The organism is Pantoea sp. DY-5 (assembly GCF_019795955.1).
Classification (GTDB): domain Bacteria; phylum Pseudomonadota; class Gammaproteobacteria; order Enterobacterales; family Enterobacteriaceae; genus Pantoea; species Pantoea leporis.
This window is the reverse complement of sequence record NZ_JAIMIE010000004.1, coordinates 430601-450103: the sequence shown is the minus strand read 5'-3', so window position 1 is coordinate 450103 and position 19503 is coordinate 430601. Positions and strand designations below refer to the sequence as shown.

General features: G+C 55.2%; 15 protein-coding genes, 1 tRNA gene and 1 riboswitch. Of the genes, 11 read left to right on the top strand and 5 right to left on the bottom strand.

From position 1 onward, the window contains the following. Positions 1-24 precede the first annotated feature (24 nt). The 5 genes from K5Y30_RS15720 (at position 25) to K5Y30_RS15700 (ending at position 4977) form a co-directional block, all read left to right on the top strand. Positions 25-100: transfer RNA gene (locus tag K5Y30_RS15720), tRNA-Asn, on the top strand. Between the two features lie 208 nt (positions 101-308). Continuing rightward, entirely contained in the window at positions 309-1319 is a 1011-nt protein-coding gene (locus tag K5Y30_RS15715) for a Zn-dependent oxidoreductase (protein ID WP_222212176.1), read from the top strand. A gap of 84 nt (positions 1320-1403) precedes the next feature. Beyond that, positions 1404-2687 (top strand): MFS transporter, encoded by a 1284-nt coding sequence (locus K5Y30_RS15710; protein WP_101763341.1) that lies wholly within the window; start codon positions 1404-1406, stop codon positions 2685-2687. 44 nt (positions 2688-2731) lie between these two features. After that, positions 2732-4192, top strand: coding sequence for a mannitol dehydrogenase family protein (locus tag K5Y30_RS15705; protein ID WP_222212054.1), 1461 nt, complete (start codon positions 2732-2734; stop codon positions 4190-4192). Between the two features lie 98 nt (positions 4193-4290). After that, positions 4291-4977: a GntR family transcriptional regulator gene (locus K5Y30_RS15700; protein WP_101763339.1), complete on the top strand. Its 687-nt coding sequence runs from the start codon at positions 4291-4293 to the stop codon at positions 4975-4977. 228 nt (positions 4978-5205) lie between these two features. On the opposite strand, the gene fbaB is transcribed toward K5Y30_RS15700, so the two are convergent. From fbaB to thiM, 3 genes are all read right to left on the bottom strand, one after another. After that, positions 5206-6258, bottom strand: a complete 1053-nt coding sequence (fbaB, locus tag K5Y30_RS15695) for a class I fructose-bisphosphate aldolase (RefSeq protein WP_110866629.1) — start codon at positions 6256-6258, stop codon at positions 5206-5208. Between the two features lie 147 nt (positions 6259-6405). After that, complete coding sequence (gene thiD / locus K5Y30_RS15690) at positions 6406-7206, bottom strand: bifunctional hydroxymethylpyrimidine kinase/phosphomethylpyrimidine kinase (RefSeq protein ID WP_222212052.1); 801 nt, start codon at positions 7204-7206, stop codon at positions 6406-6408. Further along, positions 7203-7988 (bottom strand): hydroxyethylthiazole kinase, encoded by a 786-nt coding sequence (gene thiM, locus K5Y30_RS15685; protein ID WP_222212051.1) that lies wholly within the window; start codon positions 7986-7988, stop codon positions 7203-7205. The genes thiD and thiM overlap by 4 nt, the downstream gene beginning before the upstream one ends. Before the next feature lie 33 nt (positions 7989-8021). Further along, a riboswitch (TPP riboswitch) is annotated at positions 8022-8117 on the bottom strand. A 266-nt stretch (positions 8118-8383) separates the two neighbouring features. Here thiM and K5Y30_RS15680 point away from each other — a divergent pair. The 6 genes from K5Y30_RS15680 (at position 8384) to K5Y30_RS15655 (ending at position 17016) form a co-directional block, all read left to right on the top strand. Continuing rightward, positions 8384-9781 carry an OprD family outer membrane porin gene (locus K5Y30_RS15680; protein WP_192233354.1) on the top strand — a complete coding sequence of 466 codons (1398 nt, stop codon included), beginning with the start codon at positions 8384-8386 and terminating at the stop codon, positions 9779-9781. A 51-nt stretch (positions 9782-9832) separates the two neighbouring features. Next, a complete protein-coding gene (locus K5Y30_RS15675; protein ID WP_222212049.1) occupies positions 9833-12496 on the top strand; it encodes a beta-N-acetylhexosaminidase in 2664 nt (887 codons plus the stop codon). 53 nt (positions 12497-12549) lie between these two features. Beyond that, positions 12550-13674, top strand: coding sequence for a sugar efflux transporter (locus K5Y30_RS15670; RefSeq protein ID WP_222212047.1), 1125 nt, complete (start codon positions 12550-12552; stop codon positions 13672-13674). Positions 13675-13730: 56 nt separating this feature from the next. After that, entirely contained in the window at positions 13731-14762 is a 1032-nt protein-coding gene (gene galE / locus K5Y30_RS15665) for a UDP-glucose 4-epimerase GalE (RefSeq protein ID WP_222212045.1), read from the top strand. Then, entirely contained in the window at positions 14762-16627 is a 1866-nt protein-coding gene (locus tag K5Y30_RS15660) for a GNAT family N-acetyltransferase (protein ID WP_222212043.1), read from the top strand. Before galE ends, K5Y30_RS15660 begins: the two co-directional genes overlap by 1 nt. Before the next feature lie 185 nt (positions 16628-16812). Then, on the top strand, positions 16813-17016 hold the full coding sequence (locus K5Y30_RS15655) for a hypothetical protein (protein WP_101763330.1): 204 nt from the start codon (positions 16813-16815) through the stop codon (positions 17014-17016). Positions 17017-17085: 69 nt separating this feature from the next. Here the strand turns inward: K5Y30_RS15655 and ahpF are convergent, their stop codons facing one another. Then, positions 17086-18654: an alkyl hydroperoxide reductase subunit F gene (gene ahpF / locus K5Y30_RS15650; protein WP_222212041.1), complete on the bottom strand. Its 1569-nt coding sequence runs from the start codon at positions 18652-18654 to the stop codon at positions 17086-17088. A 67-nt stretch (positions 18655-18721) separates the two neighbouring features. After that, complete coding sequence (gene ahpC, locus K5Y30_RS15645; RefSeq protein WP_101763328.1) at positions 18722-19285, bottom strand: alkyl hydroperoxide reductase subunit C; 564 nt, start codon at positions 19283-19285, stop codon at positions 18722-18724. Between the last annotated feature and the right edge of the window lie 218 nt (positions 19286-19503).

The following is a 19503-nucleotide window of genomic DNA, read 5'->3' as shown; positions in this document are numbered from 1 at the left end:
TAATATGCGCCCCGTTCAAACGATTCCTCTGTAGTTCAGTCGGTAGAACGGCGGACTGTTAATCCGTATGTCACTGGTTCGAGTCCAGTCAGAGGAGCCAAATTTAAAAAACCCGCTCAGGGAAACCTGAGCGGGTTTTTGTCATTTCAGCGTCGCCATTTAGGGTGGCCGTGATTTCCCGGTCGCCATGAATGGCGCCCCTACGTAACTGTTCCTCTGTGATTCTCTTCACAACTCTTTAACGCCGACTTGTATGGTAGTATTTGTGCGCGTATTTTTTCATCATTGCATTCCCGTTGGAGTAAATGATGAAAAGTGTAGTGATTGAGCAACCGGGTGAACTGGTATTGGCAGAGCGTCCGCTGCCGCAACCCGCTGCAGGTGAAGTACGCGTGAAGGTGCAATTTGCCAGCATCTGCGGTTCCGATGTGCATATCTGGCACGGTCACAATCCTTTTGCTAAATATCCGCGCGTGATTGGTCACGAGTTTTTTGGCCAGATTGATGCGGTTGGCGATGACGTTGCCGCCAGCCGCATTGGCGAACGCGTGGCGGTCGATCCGGTGGTCAGCTGCGGTCACTGCTATCCCTGCTCGATTGGACGCCCGAACGTCTGCACAGCGTTGCAGGTGATTGGCGTGCACCGCGACGGTGGCTTTAGCGAATATGCCGTGGCGCCAGCAAAAAACGCCTTCCGCCTGCCGGATAGCGTTCCCGACAAACTCGCCAGCATGGTCGAACCTTTCACCATCGCGGCCAATATCACCGCCTTCCTCAAACCACAGCCAAACGATGTGGCGCTGATTTACGGTGCCGGGCCAATGGGCCTTACCGCCATTCAGGTGCTGAAAGGCGTGTATGGCGTTGAACAGGTATTGGTGGTTGATCGTCTGCCAGAACGGCTGGCGCTGGCGCAGGAAAACGGTGCCGATCAGGTGTTCAACAACAGCGAAATTCCGCTCGCCGCGCAGCTGGAAGGCGTGCAGCCAACGCTAATTATCGACGCCGCCTGCCATCCTTCGATCCTGGCAGAAGCCGCCGCCCTCGCCTCACCGGCGGCGCGTATCGGCCTGCTGGGTTTTTCTGGCGAGCCGTGCAGCATCACGCAGCAAAGTCTCACCAGCAAAGAGCTGTCGCTGTTCACCTCGCGTCTCAACAGCAATCGCTTCCCGCAGGTGATTGAGTGGATTGAGCAAGGCCAGATCCAGCCGGAGAAATTGGTGACGCACTATTTCCCGCTGGCAGACGTTGAGCAAGCCATGACGCTGTTCGAAAAAGATCCCCGCACCTGCTGCAAAGTGATCCTACAAATGGGTTAAGTTAACCCGCACACCAGGTGTCCCCATGCCGGTCCCTTACCCGCCGGCATTATTACTATAAAAAATGACGATGACGGAGTTTCTATGTTTAAGAACCTGCGCTGGACCCTCGTACTGCTGTTGTTCCTGGTGTTTATGATCAACTACCTTGATCGTATCGCCCTCTCTCTGACGGTACCGCTGGTGGAAAAAGACCTGATGATCAACGCCGAGCAGTTCGGCATGATTTTCGGCAGCTTCTTCTTCGGTTATGCCCTGTTTAACTTCATCGGTGGCCTGGCGACGGATAAATTTGGCCCGACCATCGTGCTCGGCACCGCCGTTGGTATGTGGTCGCTGTTCTGCGGCCTGACCGCGATGGCGACTGGTTTCTGGTCGATGATGATTCTGCGCGTGCTGTTTGGCATGGCGGAAGGCCCCATCTCTGCCTCAGCGAACAAAGCCATTAACGGCTGGTTCCCGAAAAAACAGGCCGCCACCGCAATGGGCTTACTCAGCTCGGGTTCACCGCTGGGTGGCGCCGTTGCCGGTCCGATTGTTGGTTATCTGGCGCTGTCGTTCGGCTGGCGTCCGGCGTTTGTGGTGATCGCCGCGATTGGCTTCGTTTGGCTGGCGCTGTGGTTCTTCTTCGCGTCAGATAATCCGGCGAAAAGTAAGCGCGTCTCGGCAGAAGAGCGTGCCTTAGTAGAAAAACTGAAAGCCGAAGAACCGGCCGACGTGATCGACTCAAGCGGCGCCGCGCATGGTTTGGGCTTTTATCTGCGCCAGCCGATCATTCTGGTCACCGCCTTTGCCTTCTTCTGCTACAACTACATTCTGTTCTTCTTCCTGAGCTGGTTCCCGGCGTATCTGGTGCAGGCGCACGGCCTCGATATCAAAGCGATGAGCATCACCACCATGATCCCGTGGATTGTTGGCTTCGTGGGCCTGGCGCTGGGTGGCTGGATCTCCGATAAGATTTTCAACATCACCGGCAAGCTGCTACTTTCTCGAAAAATTGTGCTGGTGGTTTCACTTACCGCCGCGGCGATTTGCGTGGCGCTGGCAGGTACGATAAAAGAGGTCAACTCGGCGGTGATCATGATGTCGATCTCGATCTTCTTCCTCTACATCACCGGCGCAATTTACTGGGCTATTGTGCAGGACGTGGTGCACAAAAGCCGCGTCGGCAGCATCAGTGGCTTTATCCATCTGATAGGTAGCTTGTCCGGTGTGATCGGCCCGGTGGTGACTGGCTTCATCGTGCAGCACTCCGGTAAGTTTGACAGCGCCTTTATCCTCGCAGGTGCGGTGGCTGGCGTCGGCGCGTTGCTGGTACTGCTGGTAATTCGTGAACCTAAAGCCACCAATAAACCGGTTTCAGTGTAAATCTCATGGGGCGCTGAGCGCCCCATTTGCTAAAAGGAATGACTATGTTAGAGCTTGAACGCCTCCCCGCTGATGTCCAACGCCCCGCTTACGATCGTAGCCAACTCAAGACCCGCATGGTGCACATCGGCTTTGGCGCCTTCCACCGCGCGCATCAGGCGCTGGCGACCGATAAGCTGGCCGCTCAGGGCAGCGACTGGGGTTATTGCGAGGTGAATCTCAACAGCGGCACGCTGATTCAGGCGCTGCGTCAGCAGGATCTGCTCTACACGCTAACCGAAATGGCGGATGAGAGATTACACACGCGGGTGATTGGCGTGGTGACGCAAGCGCTGCATGGCAAAGGCGACGGCATTGAGGCGGTGATCGAGGCGATGAGCCAGCCGGACGTGGCGATTGTCTCGATGACCGTAACCGAGAAGGGTTATTGCTACATGCCGTCGAGCGGCAAGCTCAATCCCGATCATCCCGATATTGTGCACGACCTCGCTCATCCTGGTGAGCCACGTTCGCTGCCCGGCTTGATTCTGGCGGCCATTATCCGCCGCCGCGAACGCAATCTGCCGCCGTTTAGCGTGATGTCCTGCGACAATATGCCAGAGAACGGTCATGTCACGCGCAACGTGATCACCCAGTTGGCCGCGCGCCACAACCCTGCGCTGGCGGAGTATATCCAGGCGCACATTACTTTCCCTTCGACCATGGTTGATCGCATCGTCCCGGCCATGACCGATGCAGCGTTCGACACGCTGACGGAACGTTTGGGCAGCCGCGATCCGGTGGCGGTTGAAGCCGAACCGTTTTTCCAGTGGGTCATCGAAGATAACTTCGTTAGCAGACGTCCGGCGTGGGAAAACGCGGGCGCTGAGCTGGTCAGCGATGTGCTGCCGTTCGAAGAGATGAAGCTGCGGATGCTCAACGGCAGCCACTCGTTCCTCGCGTATCTCGGTTTTCTCGCCGGTTATGAACACATCAGCGATTGCATGGCGGATGCCAGCTATCGTGCGGCGGCGCGCGCGTTGATGTTGCAGGATCAGGCGCCGACGCTGCGCACGCAAGGCGTCGATCTCGAAGCCTACGCTGATTCCCTGATTGCGCGTTACGAGAATCGCGCCATCAAACATCGTACCTATCAAATCGCCACCGATGGCACGCAAAAACTGCCGCAGCGCCTGCTGGATAGCGCGCGCTGGCATCTGCGCAATGGCACCTCGTGCGATTTCGTGTTGCTGGGTGTGGCGGGCTGGATGCGCTATGTCAGCGGTGTGGATGAGCAAGGTCAGGCCATTGAGATTCGCGATCCGCTGAAAGATCAGCTGGCGGACATTGTGGCCAACAGTGAGGACGGTGCGCCACGTGTTAAGGCGTTGCTCGGCCTCAACGCCGTGTTCGGTGACGATCTGCAGCAGCAGCCCGCCTTTATCTCACGCGTGACTGAACTCTATCAGCAACTGGTTAAACAGGGCGCGCGCGCCACCGTTCAAAGCCTCGTCACCCCAGGCTAAGCGACTGCACAAATGTGTAGCGCAGACGCAGCGTGCTGATTAGACTGAACCTTTCTTAACGGGCTGGCAGATGCCAGCCGTAATACGGATATTGCTGCATGTCGACTGCCTATACCATAACCACCAGCGAACCGGTAAATCAGCAGATCTATCGTTATCTGCGCAAAGATATTGTGACCTGCGTTATTCATCCGGGCTCGCTGCTGTCGGAGAAGGAAGTGTCGGCGCGTTTCAACGTGTCACGTCAGCCGGTACGTGAAGCCTTTATCAAGCTGGCGGAAGCCGGACTGGTGCAAGTGCTACCGCAGCGCGGCACCTTCGTGCGCAAAATCTCCGCTCAGCGCGTGGCCGACGGTCGCTTTATCCGTGAAGCGGTAGAGATCGCCGTGGTTCGCCGCGCCGCGCAGGAGATGGGTGCGACCGGATTGATGGCGCTGGAGCATAACCTGCAGCTGCAGCGTCTCGCCGCTGAACGTCATGACAGCCAGGCTTTCCTGGGGCTGGACGATGAGTTTCACCGCTTGATTGCTGAAGGGATTAATTGCCTACTGGCGTGGGAAACGGTGGAGAACATCAAAGCTACCATGGACCGCGTGCGCTTTCTGACCCTGAGCGAGGTGTCACCGCCGGAGCGTTTGATTCAGCAGCATGAAGATATCTATAACGCGTTGAAAGCGCATGATGTTGACGCAGCTGAAAGCGCAATGCGCCGTCATCTGCAGGAGATGATTTTGACCATTACGCCGATTGCCGAGCGTAATAGTGAGTGGTTTGAGGCGCCTTGATTTAGTGCTCGCTGTCCCCCATCCCGGCCTTCCCCCGCGAGCGGGGGAAGGAGATGCTGCCACATGCAGCTTTAACACTGACATATGGCAGCATCTTCCTCCCCCATTAATGGGGGAGGACCGAGGAGGGGGACAGCACGCACTTATTGAAGAGGACCGAGGAGGGGGACAGCACGCACTTATTGAGGAGGACCGAGGAGGGGGAAAATCAGCACAACCCCCACTCAATCAAGCAATCGTCACATCCTTCGACAAATACACATCCTGCACCGCATTAATCAGCTGCACGCCCTCTTTCAACGTCTTCTTAAACGCCTTGCGCCCCAGAATCAGCCCCATGCCGCCGGCACGCTTATTGATCACCGCCGTACGCACTGACTCCGCGGTATCCGTTTCACCCGCAGAAGCGCCGCCGGAGTTGATCAAACCCGCGCGTCCCATATAGCAGTTCGCCAGCTGGTAACGCACCAAATCTATCGGGTTTTCCGAAGTCAGCTTGCTGTAAACGCGCTCATCGGTGTGACCAAACTTCACCGCGTTGTAGCCGCCGTTATTCTCCGCCATCTTCTGCTTGACGATATCCGCACCGATGGTCGCCGCCAGATGGTTGGCCTGGCCAGTTAAATCGGCGCTGGCGTGATAATCGACGCCCTCTTTCTTGAACGCATCATTACGCAGATAGGCCCACAGCACCGTCACCATGCCCAGCTCGTGCGCACGTTCAAAGGCCGCCGAGATCTCTTCAATCTGGCGACGTGATTGTTCAGAACCGAAGTAGATGGTGGCGCCAACCGCCACCGCGCCCAGATTAAAGGCCTGTTCCACGCTGGCGTACAACGTCTGATCGTATTGCGTCGGATAGCTCAGCGTTTCGTTGTGGTTCAGCTTCACCATAAACGGAATGCGGTGCGCGTAGCGACGAGAAACCGAAGCCAGCACGCCGTAGGTAGAGGCGACGCAGTTACAGCCGGCTTCAATCGCCAGCTCAACAATGTTTTTTGGATCAAAATAAGCTGGATTGGCCGCAAAGGATGCGCCCGCCGAGTGCTCAACGCCCTGATCGACCGGCAAAATCGACAAATAGCCGGTGCCGGCTAAACGTCCGGTGTTGTACAGCGTTTGCATGTTGCGCAGTACGGCAGGAGAACGATTGTTGTCGATCATCACGCGATCAACATAATCCGCGCCGGGTAAATAGAGGCTATCCGCTGGAATGGTCATGCAGCGATGTTGAAGAAGGCTATCCGCCTCTTTGCCCAATAACTGTACGATGTCCGTCATGTTCGCTCCTGATAAATGGCTGGATTGGAACCGACCGTTGCCGATTCGCCCCCAACAGCCTGGACCGGAATGCGCCAGGCTGGCAAATTGCTGACTCCATTTTTCAGACGGATGCGCAGTGAAAAAGCGGCAATCTGGCGTTACGCCCTACCACCATTGATGGAAATGGTGCACCGGCCCAATGCCTTTGCCGACCTCCAGCGAATCGGCGTGCAGAAGCGCCTGCTGTAACCAAGCTTTGGCTTCGGCCACCGTTGCCGCCCAGCTATCATGGCGCGGACGCAACGCCGCCAGCGCCGCGGAGAGCGAGCATCCGGTGCCGTGCGTGTGGCGCGTATTGACGCGTGGCGCGGTAAAGCGCTGACGTCCGTCGCGGGTAATCAGCCAGTCCGGGCTTTCGGCATCGCTAAGGTGTCCGCCCTTCATCAGCACCGCTTCGCAGCCAAGATCGAGCAGCGCATCGCCCTGCTGCAACATGGTTTTCTCATCCTGCGCCATCGCGCGTCCCAGCAGCGCGGCGGCTTCCGGCAGGTTTGGTGTGATCAGCGATACCTGCGGCAGCAGCAATTCGCGCACGCTGGCCACCGCATCCGGCGACAGCAGCGCATCGCCACTTTTGGCAATCATCACCGTATCCAGCACCACAAACGGCAGGCTGGCCCGTTTCAGCCGCTCGGCGACCACCTCGACAATCGCGGTTTCGGACAGCATGCCAATCTTTGCAGCATCAATGCGCACATCATTCAGCACCGAATCGATCTGTACGCCAACAAAATCAGGTTCGATGCGATACACCGACTGCACGCCGCAGGTGTTCTGCGCCACCAGCGCGGTGATGACGCTGGTGCCATACGCGCCCAGCGCGGAGAAAGCTTTGAGATCGGCCTGAATACCTGCGCCGCCGCTCGGATCGGTACCAGCAATGGTCAATGCATTGATGCGTTTCATGCCTCGACCTCCAGCGTCCACAGCGTATCGAGGAAAGCAGCGGCAAAGCTGCCTGGCCCAGCGACCTGGCGCGCTGTCTGCTCACCCGCCAGCGACATCACGCGGCAGGCCGCAGCGACATGCTGCAGGCGATCGCCCGGCAAGCTGGTGCAGGCGGCAACCACCGCCGACAACGCGCAGCCGGTGCCAACCACGCGCGTCATCAGCGGGCTGCCGCCGGGGATGGCGAATGTCTGCACGCCGTCAGTAACGTAATCCACTTCACCGGTCACCGCCACAACGGTGTGGTAATCACGCGCCAGCTGCTGGGCAGCGCTTAACGCGGCATTGGCCTGATGCAGACTGTCGACACCGCGTCCGCCGCTAGCCTGTTGCGCCAGGGCGAGAATTTCTGAAGCGTTACCGCGAATCGCCGCCGGTTGCAGGCTCAGTAACTGTTGGCAGAATGCGGTGCGCAGCGTTAGTGCGCCGACCGCCACCGGATCCAGCGTCCACGGCGTGCCTGCGGTTTGCGCCGCTTGCACCGCCGCCCACATCGCATCACGACGGTCGCGCGTCAGCGTACCTACGTTTATCAACAACGCATCGGCAAAACCGGCAAACTGCGCCGCTTCTTCAGGATCGATCACCATCGCGGGCGAAGCTTGCAGTGCCAGCAGCACGTTGGCAGTAAAGGTTTGCACCACGTCATTGGTCATGCAGTGCACCAGCGGCGCTTGCTGACGCAGCAGTTGCAGAGAGTGCGCGAGTTGCGCGGGGGAAAGAAGGTCAGGCTGTTTCATAAGGCTCCCAACCGGCGATCAAGAAGGCGAATGCGGTCAGGCATCTGACTTCCCTACGCTGGCATTATCCAGATCAGGTCGGCGGGTGTATCTCAGCCCTGTATTAAAGGGGCACCCCGAGTCAAAACTACGTTGGCGAGCATAGGGAACAAGTTAGGGTAAAGCAAGTAAACGCCGCTTTCCTGGAATCTGGCTCACAAAGCAACAAATTACACATTCATGTAACTTATTGATAAAACGCCTTAAAACGACGCTTTTTTGCGTGTTGCGTCATACTTTGTAATAAATCCCATTGATAATTCGCGTCGCGAAAAATAGCATCCCCGGCAACTTGTTTCATGACGAAACAATACGGATTTGTTAATTGTTTATGGAAGCATCACGGAGGATTTGCTATGCGTCGGATTCCACGCGCGCCGCTCTCTGCGGCCATTGTCTCTGCCCTGTTTGCCGGCACTTTTGTGCCGGTTCCCTCCGCCCACGCCGTGGGTTTTGTCGAAGACGCCACTCTCTCTGGCAATCTGTTTTACTGGCAACGCCAGCGCGATCGCAAAGAGATGGATCCGCAAAAAGGCTCGTACGGTCAGTATGATGCCAATCTGCATCACGCCTCTGCGAATGCCAATCTCGACTTCTCATCCGGTTACGCCGGTGAGGTGATCGGCCTCGATCTGGCAGCGTTTGGCGCGCTGGAGTTAAGCAACGGCGGCCCGGCGGCACCGAATGAAATTGGTTTCAGCAATGCCCGTACGCGCTGGGATGAGGACTGGAGCGGAGATAAGAGCGGCTTAAGTCTCTATAAAGCCGCCATCAAGGCAAAATGGCAGGATAACTGGCTGCGCGCAGGCTATCTGCAGCCCACCGGGCAGACGCTGCTGGCACCGCACTGGAGCTTCCTGCCCGGCACCTATCGCGGCGTTGAGGCCGGCACCACCTTTGATTTTAGCGACGCCGGCGCCCTTTCCGTCTCATGGATGTGGACTGACGAATACAAAGCGCCGTGGTATCGCGACATGTACAACTTCCGTAAAGCCGATGGCGTGACGGAGATTCCGTGGCTGCAATCCTTTGGTGCCAAATACGATTTTAAAAACGCTCTGGTGCTGGAAGGCGCCTACGGCCAGGCGGCAAATTACATGGATCAGTATTTTGCCAAAGCCTCTTATCAGCTGCCGCTGGCCGATGCACCGCTGCGCACCAGTTATCAATTTTATGGCGCGAAGGATCGTGACAACAGCGGCGTTGGCCAGGTGAACGATGTTTACGATGGCCTCGCGTGGCTGCAGGCGCTGACGTTCGGCTACACGCTCGGCGCGTTCGATTTCCGCCTCGAAGGCACATGGGTAAAAGCCGAGGGCAATCAGGGCTTCTTCCTGCAACGTATGACGCCGTCTTACGCCAGCTCGAATGGCCGCATGGATGTGTGGTGGGATTCACGCTCGGACTGGAACGCCAACGGTGAGAAAGCGCTCTTCGCCGGTGTGATGGTCGATTTGGGACACTGGCAATTACCTGGCTGGCAAGTCGGTACATCGTACGCCTACGGTTGGGACGCGAAGCCTTCCACCAATCCCCTCTACGACCAAAATCAGCGCCTGAAAGAGTCCGCGTGGAGCCTCGACCTGGTTTACACCATCCAGCAAGGCCGCGCTAAAGACACCCAATTCAAGCTGCACTACACCCGCTACGACAATCACAGCGATCTTCCCAGCTATAGCGGCGGCTACGGCAACATCTTCCAGGACGAGAAAGACATCAAATTTATGGTCGTCGCGCCATTCACCCTGTTTTGACCCCGATCTGGCAGGAGCCAGAGACTTACCTCCGTGGAGAAGGATAACAGCATGAAAAAGTTAAAAATCAGTTTACTGGCGCTGAGCGTGATGGGCCTTGCCGCCTGCAGTTCATCCCCGCGCAGTAATCAGCAGGTCGTCGATCAAATCAGTCAGTTCGGCGTGCAGTATCAGGTCACTGACAACCAGGCGGCCGATCACGGCGTGAACTGCGCGAAACTCGGTGCCGATTGGGCATCCTGCAATACCGCCACCATCACGCTGACCAACAACGGTCCGGCGCTCACCAGTAAAAACTGGGCAATCTACATGAGCAACGTGCACGAAACGCTGCGGGTGGATAACGATCAGTTCAAAATGACCCATATCGTCGGCGATTTAACCCGTCTGGAACCGACGGAGAAATTCAAAGGTATCGCGGCGGGTGAGTCGATTGAGATCCCTATCGTCAATGAATACTGGCAGCTGTTTATCACCGACGTGATGCCGCGCTGGTATGTCACCGCCGCCAATGCCACGCCAAAAATTATCACCAGCACCGATACCGAAAACCTCAGCGACTTTGTTAAGCCGTTTGGCGGCCAATGGAAGCGCATTGCCGACGATAAAAACGTGCTAATGCTGCCGCAAAGTCGCTTCTCAAAGAATGCCGATGTGGCGCAACTGCCTGCCAGCGCGCTGCGCGGACAAATCACCCCAACGCCGCGTTCGGTGAAAGTTCATGCGGCGGATGTAGATCTGAGCCGTGGCGTTGCCTTGCATCTTGAGGTATTGGCGGACAACCAGGCCGATGCAGTTAAACAGCGTTTCGATTTGATGGGGCTCAAACCGCAGTCAGCGGGTTATGACATTCATACCCGTATCGCCGTCAATCATTTCCACGGCGCAGAGGCGGTTTCCGGTGCTTATCAACTGCGCATCACACCGCGCGGCACCGATATCATTGGTTACGATCAAGCTGGCGTTTACTACGGCTTAATGTCGTTACTGTCGCTGGTGCCGGCTGAAGGTAAACCGATTATCGCCACGCTTGAAGCGAAAGACGCACCGCGCTTTGCCTATCGCGGTGCCTTCCTCGATGTGGCGCGTAATTTCCACAGCAAGCAAGCGGTGCTGCGCATGCTCGATCAAATGGCGGCATGGAAGATGAATAAATTCCACTTCCACCTGACCGATGACGAAGCCTGGCGTATCGAAATCCCCGGTCTGCCAGAGTTGACCGACGTAGGCAGTAAGCGTTGTCACGATCTGACTGAGCAGCAATGTCTTCTGCCGCAATTGGGCTCCGGTCCGTTCACGGATAACAACGGAACCGGACATTTCAGCCGCGCCGACTATATCGAGATCGTCAAATACGCGCAGGCGCGCAACATCGAAGTGATCCCGGAAATCGATATGCCCGCGCATGCACGCGCGGCGGTGATCTCTATGGAAGCGCGATATCAGCAACTGATGAAAGCGGGTAAACCGCAGCAGGCCAGTGAATATCGATTGGTGGATCCTACGGATACCTCGAATACCCGTTCCGTGCAGCTGTACGACCGCACCAGCTACCTCAATCCTTGCCTCGACTCCTCGAAGCGCTTTGTCGATAAAGTGATGGGTGAAGTGCAGGCGATGCACCGCGAAGCCGGCCAACCATTGACCACCTGGCACTTTGGCGGTGATGAAGCGAAAAACATTCGCCTCGGTAGCGGCTACAGCGATGTTAAGAACCCGAAAGCGGGAACGGGCATTTTAGACCAAAGTAAAGAGGACAAACCCTGGGCAAAATCTCAGGTCTGCCAGGCGGTGGTGAAATCCGGCAAGGTGGAAGATCTGGAGCACTTGCCAAGTCACTTCGCGCTGGAAGTGAGCAAGATGGTGAAAGCGCACGGCATTCCGGTGATGCAGGCCTGGCAGGATGGATTGAAAGATGCCACTGACGCGCACGCCTTCGCCACTTCGCGCGTACGCGTTAACTTCTGGGACACGCTCTATTGGGGCGGCTTTGACACCGCCAACGACTGGACGCTGAAAGATTATGAAGTGGTGATCTCCAATCCGGATTACGTCTACATGGACTTCCCGTATGAGGTGAATCCTAACGAGCGCGGCTATTACTGGGGCACACGCTTCAGCGATGAGCGCAAGATGTTTGGCTTCGCGCCGGACAACCTGCCGCAGAACGCTGAAACCTCGGTGGATCGCGACGGGAAGACCTTTGATGCCACCTCGAATAAGCCGTGGTCAGGCGCATACGGCATTTCAGTACAGCTGTGGAGTGAAACCACGCGTACCGATCAGCAGATGGATTACATGGTATTCCCGCGCCTGCTGTCGGTGGCCGAACGCGGTTGGCATCGCGCGGAGTGGGAGCTGGATTATCAGCAAGGCCGCACCTTTAAAGGCGGTGAAACCCACTTCGTTAACCAGCAGCAGCGCAATCAGGACTGGCAGCGTTTCGCCAATCTGTTAGGCCAGCGTGAGTTGGGCAAGATGGATAAAGCCGGTATTCACTACCGTTTACCGGTGCCGGGGGCGCGCGTCGAGAATGGCACACTGACCATGAACATTGCGCTGCCGGGTCTGCCGCTGGAGTACAGCCTGGATAAGGGTAAGCGCTGGCAGCGTTATCAACCGCATGCTAAACCGGCAATTACTGCTAGCGATAAAGTCTGGGTGCGTAGCGTGAGTCCGGATGGCAAACGCTTCAGCCGCGCTGAAGCACTTTAAAAACTTTCTGCCCCTCGCTGGAGTGCCTGGGGCGAACACTGACAAGGATGTCGATGAAACACTCAACCTTCTCTTTTTATGTTGTTGCGCTGGGTGCCGGTTTAAGCGGCGCCCTGTTCATTCCGACGCTCAGCTTATTTCTAGCCAGTGAACTTAACGTGGCAGCCTGGAAAATCGGCGCCTTCTACAGCGTTAATGCGCTCAGCAGTATTGCGATGAGCTTACTGATTGCCCGTTATTCAGATCGTGTCACGCAGCGTCGCCCGCTACTGCTCTTGTGCTTATTCGCACAGGCGCTCAATGCGCTGCTGTTTATCTTCTGCCGCGATTATCTGCTGTTAATTTCGCTCGGCTCGCTGCTCAATGCTTGCGGCAGTGCGGCGATACCGCAACTGTTCGCGCTGGCACGGCAAACCCGCAGTGACAATGCTTTCAGCGCCATTTTACGCGCGCAATTTTCGCTGGCGTGGGTATTCGGCCCACCGCTGGCATTCTGGATTGTTCAGTTGGCCGGCTTCACCTGGCTGTATGCCGTCATGTTCGTGCTGTTACAGAGCGTGGCGCTGCTGGCTGTCACCTTGCCGCCTGGCGAGCGGCTGGCAAGCGCTGCTCCTGCAAAGCAACCGGACCGGCAGCCGCTGGGACACAACCTTTGCTTCCTGATGTTTGCCACCTTGCTGGTATGGAGCTGCAGCGCACTCTATCTGATTGCGTTTCCTTTGCATCTGGCAGAGCAGCCAACCTTGTCTGCCGACTGGAGTGGCGTGCTTTTTGGCCTCGCTGCGGCGCTGGAAATACCGATCATGCTGCTCAGCGCCAGCATGCTCAAACGCTGGGGTAAGAAAACGCAAATGCAGGCAGCCATGCTGTGCGGCATGATGTTTTATGTGGGAATTTACTTCAGTCAAAGTTTTATCCCACTGATGTTACTGCAAATTTTCAATGCCATTTTCATCGCTATCATCGCTACCGTTGGCATGTTCTGGTTTCAGGATTTACTGCAACATCGTCAGGGAATGGCGGCCACGCTGTATACCAATTCGATGTCCATCGGCGTGCTGCTGGCTGGCGTTTTACAGGGAATTATCACCACCGTCTCACCGCTGGCCATCTGGCCGGCAGCCTGTGTGCTGTTGGTGATGTCATTACTACTGATAACAAAGGTCGACAATGTTTAAACACCCTCATTCGTCGCGCACCGCTGCGCGCAACAAAACACATGGAGTGTACGTAAATGAATGTCTTAATTACTGGCGGTGCGGGCTATATTGGCTCACACATTGCCCTTAGCCTGCTGCAGAAAAACCATCGTGTGATCGTGCTGGATAATTTGTGTAATAGCTCACCGCTGGCCTTAACGCGTGTCGAAGCGTTAAGCGGAAAGAAAATGACGTTTCATCAGGGCGATATTCGCCGCCGCGCCGATCTAAATCTGGTATTTAGCCATCAGCCGATTGATGCGGTTATTCATATGGCTGGGCTGAAATCGGTAAATGAATCGCTGCAGAAACCGGTGAAGTATTATCAAAACAATATTGCCGGAACGCTAATGCTGCTGGAAACCATGAAGCAGCATCAGGTGAAAAAACTCATTTTCAGCTCATCCGCCACGGTTTATGGCATTCCGGTAAAGATTCCGCTGTGTGAGAACTGTGATACCGGCAATACCACCAACCCTTATGGCGCCTCCAAATATATGGTGGAGAAGATCATGGGTGAAGTGGTTGATGCACAACCTGAGTTAGCCATTACCGCACTGCGCTATTTCAATCCTGCCGGCGCACATCCCTCCGGCCAGCTTGGTGAGCATCCTGAAGGGATTCCCAACAATTTGCTGCCCTATCTGTTTCAGGTTGCCAATGGACTAAGAAGCCATCTGCCGGTATTTGGTGATGACTATGCAACGCCCGACGGCACCGGCGTGCGCGACTACATCCACGTGATGGATTTAGCCGAAGGTCATATTCAGGCGCTAAATCATCTCAAACCGGGCTATCGCCATTACAACCTGGGTACCGGACAAGGCTACTCGGTGCTGGAAATCGTGCAGATGTTTGAACAAGTGAGCGGTCAATGCGTGCCGCTCGATATGCGCCCGCGTCGTCCCGGCGATGTCGCCATCTGCTTATCCGATCCCGGTCAGGCGAAAAAAGAACTGGGCTGGCAAGCAACTCGCGGCCTCGAAGATATGCTGCGCGACGCATGGCGCTGGCATACGCAGAATCCGCAAGGCTATGTTGCTCAACCAGCCGGGAGCGAAATTTGATGATGACGCGCGAAACGTTTTTACCTCACTACGAACGCCAACTCGCCGCGCTTAAAAAGCGCTTTACCTATCCCGCGACAGCAGACTGGCAACAAGCATTACGGCAGTTTAAACAGTGGCAAGTGGAACATCAGCCGCACGAGGTGTGCGTTGCGGAACTCTCTTCGATGTTCGCGGTGCCCACCAGCCGACTGACAGCTAATGAATGCACGCTCCATCGCGTCTGGCTCGGCGGACCATCACCACTCAACGTCAACCGCACCATTGCCCAATGGCAACGCGCGATAGAAGCCAGTCGCAGTGATTTCCGGCAAACGCTATGGGTGTGGAATGCACAGCAGCTGGCGGCAGAGGATCGCTTCGTCGCTCAGCAGGGAAACAGCCCCTTTCATGCTGGCACGCTGTTTCTGCCTGATGCGCTGGTGCAGGTCAACAGCCTGAGCGCACTGATGCAGTCATTTGATGGCGCCCTGATCGATGTGCTGCAGCAACTGCATGATAAGCGCTATTACGCCACGCTCTCTGACTTCTTCCGCCTGGCGATTCTCAATCGGTGCGGCGGCGTTTATCTGGATGCCGATACACTTCCCGCTCAGCCTGCGACGCTGTTTCTCTGTCATCCTGAACTGCCTGATTTTACGGCAGAACAGCAGCAAATAAATTGGCTGAATCTCTTCACCGATGAAACCGGCATGATCATCAGTCATCAAAACAATCCGGTGTTGCAGAATTTACAACGGCGGCTCAGTACGGTGTATCGCGGCTGGCCTCAGCCAATTCCAGCAAAAACGCCGGAAAGCGAACGCGCCATCTTCGAACCTTTTTACCAGTTATGGTGCGAGCAATTGCAGGTCACGCAGCTCAGCCATCAGGATTTCAGCCGGTTTGCCGTATGGGGTTTTGATGTTCAGCAGCATCGCGTGAGCGGGATTAAAGGCATGCGCCTGACGGAGGATATTCTCAGCGGTGAACGTCGCCCGCTGAGTGGTGAAGAGCAGCAGCATTATCAGCATACGATTACTCAGCTAGCACAACGCGACTGGCAATTAAGCGATCCTCTGCAGTTAGGTGAACTGGTACCTTTGCTTTCTGAATGCGATATCCTGCAAATTGCTTATGCGCCGCAGCTGCGTGCTGAAATTCCCTATTATCACTATTACGGCGTGCTCTCTCAGGATCCGCAACTGGATAAAGTGAATGCGTTATTCAGCGATTTTTTAATTGCGCTTACCGCAAAGAATATTAAAGCAGGTGATTTCTGGCAGCCGATTGATGGTCAGAAAGCGTCGCCACTGATCTTCAAACCGGGAAGTATTACAGACAAGCAAGAACAGCTCGCGATGGCGAAATTAATTTTCACCACCAGCTATCTGGAATACTGCTCGGTCGATAATATTTATGCCACTGATATAACCACCCTACAGCTGCGGCAAAATATCCAGCCTTTCCTGCAACAGATTGCCGTGATTTATAATCTGCAGGGAAAAATGGTGGGTTTCATTAACGCTGCGCCGATTCAGGATTACGATCACATCAAGGTGCAATATGGCTATCGTCAGGAGGTTTTTCCACTGGATGTGGCTTACGATAGTTTCGTGAATCAGCATCGCCAGCCGGACGATTTCTTCATTTGCAGCGTGGCGCTGCAGCCCGAGGAACAGGGAAAAGGCTATTTCAATCAAATTTTGTCAAAGCTTATGGATCAAGCCCAACAGCAAAAAATGCGCCGCATCACCTTATGCGTCTGGCAATCGAACCCGGCAGCTATGATCTATCGCAAGAAAGGTTTTAAGGTGGTGAGCAGTATGAAACAGGAGGTTGCACGGTTTAGTGATGAAATCGTGTTTATGGCGCTAATGCTGTAATCCTTCCGCGATCAAATAATCCGGTGCGAATCTATTTTTATTCGCACCGGAAGCAACAGAAGCGCGGTGAAATAAGCAAAGTTTTAATCACCTTGATACTTATCAAATTTATTAGGCCAGAAAACGGGCCTAATTGCGCTCCGGATTTGAAGATAAACACCGCCCACTCCATTCCGGTAGCGATAATGAAATTAAAATTCTTCAGCTTTATTCCGCATGCACACAAATGGCATAACATCCGTATTTCCCGCAAAGGCGCTATTTCTCCCACCGGGCGAGCCTACTTCTCAACTCATGTTGAAGCACAATGTAAAGGCTGTGGCGAACGGCTGCATAAAATCTATTACCGCGATATTAGCGATGCGCAAGCCATACGCTGGTTAGGCTAATCATTGTTCCTATATAAAAAAAAGCCCCGCAACATGCGTTGCAGGGCTATTGCGTGGCTATCGCAAAACTTATTCAGCCGGTTTGGTGCGAATCAGATAATCAAAGGCGCTGAGTGAGGCTTTCGCGCCTTCACCGCTGGCGATGATGATCTGCTTGTACGGCACCGTGGTGCAGTCGCCTGCGGCAAACACGCCTTTCAGGCTGGTTTCGCACTTGGCATCAATGATGATTTCGCCCATCTTGTTGCGCTCAACCGCACCTTCCAGGAAGGTGGTGTTCGGCAGCAAACCAATCTGCACGAAGATGCCGCTCAGCGCGATTTCGTGGCTGCTCTGGTTGTTACGGTCGATGTAGGTCAGGCTGGTGACTTTGCTGCCGTCGCCTTTCACTTCGGTGGTCTGTGCGTTCAGAATCACATCGACGTTTTTCAGGCTGCGCAGTTTGTCCTGCAGCACTTTGTCGGCGCGCATTTCGCTGGCAAATTCCAGCAGCGTCACGTGCTCAACAATACCGGCCAAATCGATTGCCGCTTCCACGCCTGAGTTACCGCCGCCGATCACCGCGGTGCGTTTGCCTTTAAACAGCGGGCCGTCGCAGTGCGGGCAATAAGTTACGCCCTTGGTGCGATACTGCTCTTCGCCCGGTACGCCCATGTTGCGCCAGCGTGCGCCGGTAGCAATGATGATGCTGCGGGATTTTAGTACTGCGCCAGATGCGGTTTCAATTGCGTGCAGACCGCCCTCTTTCGCCGCCGGAATCAGCTTGATGGCGCTCTGGGTATCAATCACATCAACATCGTAATCATCAACGTGGGCACGCAAAGAACCGGCCAGCTTCGCGCCTTCGGTTTTCTGTACGGAGATGTAGTTTTCAATGTCTACGGTGTCCAGCACCTGACCACCGAAACGCTCGCCCATCAGGCCAGTACGGATGCCTTTACGTGCAGAGTAGATGGCCGCTGCTGCGCCCGCCGGGCCGCTGCCGACGATCAATACTTCGTAGGCATCACGTTTGTTCAGCTCTTCCGCCGCGCGCTTGTCGGCGTTGGTGTCCACTTTACCGACGATTTCCGCCAGGCTCAGACGGCCCTGACCGAACTCTTTGCCGTTGAGGAATACCGCCGGCACGCCCATCACGTTGCGCTCGGTGATTTCGTTCTGGAACATACCGCCGTCAATCGCGGTATGGCTGATACGCGGGTTCAGTACCGCCATCAGATTCAGCGCCTGTACCACGTCAGGACAGTTGTGGCACGACAGGGAATAATAAGTTTCGAAGTGGAAGTCGCCTTCCAAAGCCACAACCTGATCCAGCAGGCTCTGCGATTCTTTCGAAGGGTGTCCACCGGTTTGCAGCAGGGCTAAAACCAGTGAAGTAAATTCGTGACCCATTGGCGAACCGGCAAAGCGCGGACCGCTCTGGCTGCCTAGGTTAGTGATCAGGAAAGAGGGTTTACGCACCGGACGATCGTTCTCTTCGCGGAAGCTGACTTTGTCTGACAAGCCCGCGATATCGGCCAACAGAGAGCGAATCTCCGCAGATTTGGCGCCATCATCCAATGTGGCAATCAACTCAACCGGTTTCGTTAGTTTCTCAAGGTAAGCCTTGAGTTGGGATTTTAAATTGGTGTCGAGCATAGTGAGTTCCTGTCATGAAAATCGGGTGCCGTGGCACCCGATAGAGAAAGATCGAATGGCAGCTAACTTAGATTTTGCCAACCAGGTCCAGTGATGGAGCCAGAGTTGCTTCGCCTTCTTTCCATTTTGCCGGGCAAACTTCACCTGGGTGAGAAGCAACGTACTGAGCGGCTTTCACTTTGCGGATCAGGTCAGATGCGTCACGGCCAATGCCTTCTGCAGTAATTTCGATCGCCTGGATGATGCCTTGCGGGTCAACGATGAAGGTACCGCGGTCTGCCAGACCTTCGTCTTCGCGCATGATTTCGAAGTTACGGGTCAGCGCGCCAGTTGGGTCACCGATCATCGCGTATTTGATTTTCGCGATGGTGTCAGAAGAACCGTGCCAGGCTTTGTGGGTAAAGTGCGTGTCAGTAGAAACAGAGTAGATATCTACACCCAGTTTCTGGAACTCTTCGTGATGGTCTGCAACGTCACCCAGTTCGGTTGGGCATACGAAGGTGAAGTCAGCCGGGTAGAAGAAGAAAACACTCCATTTACCTTCAACGTCTTTCTCGGTGACTTCGATGAATTCGCCGTTTTTGAACGCTGCGTTTTTAAATGGTTTGATCTTGGTATTAATGATGGACATGGTGACCTCCGTTAAAAGATGTGATGCAGGCTACAGAATTTTCGGGCCAACTTCTAATATGCAGACGTTATCAATCAGATAACCAAAAGCTATCAAAGCGCCGACACCAGATTTCATGCGGCTCGCGGAGGCATTCTACACAAAAAGGGCGCGGTTCTGTCAGGCTTTATCTTTTTGCGGTGAAACTGCTACTTTTATTCAAATACCTAACTGACGGA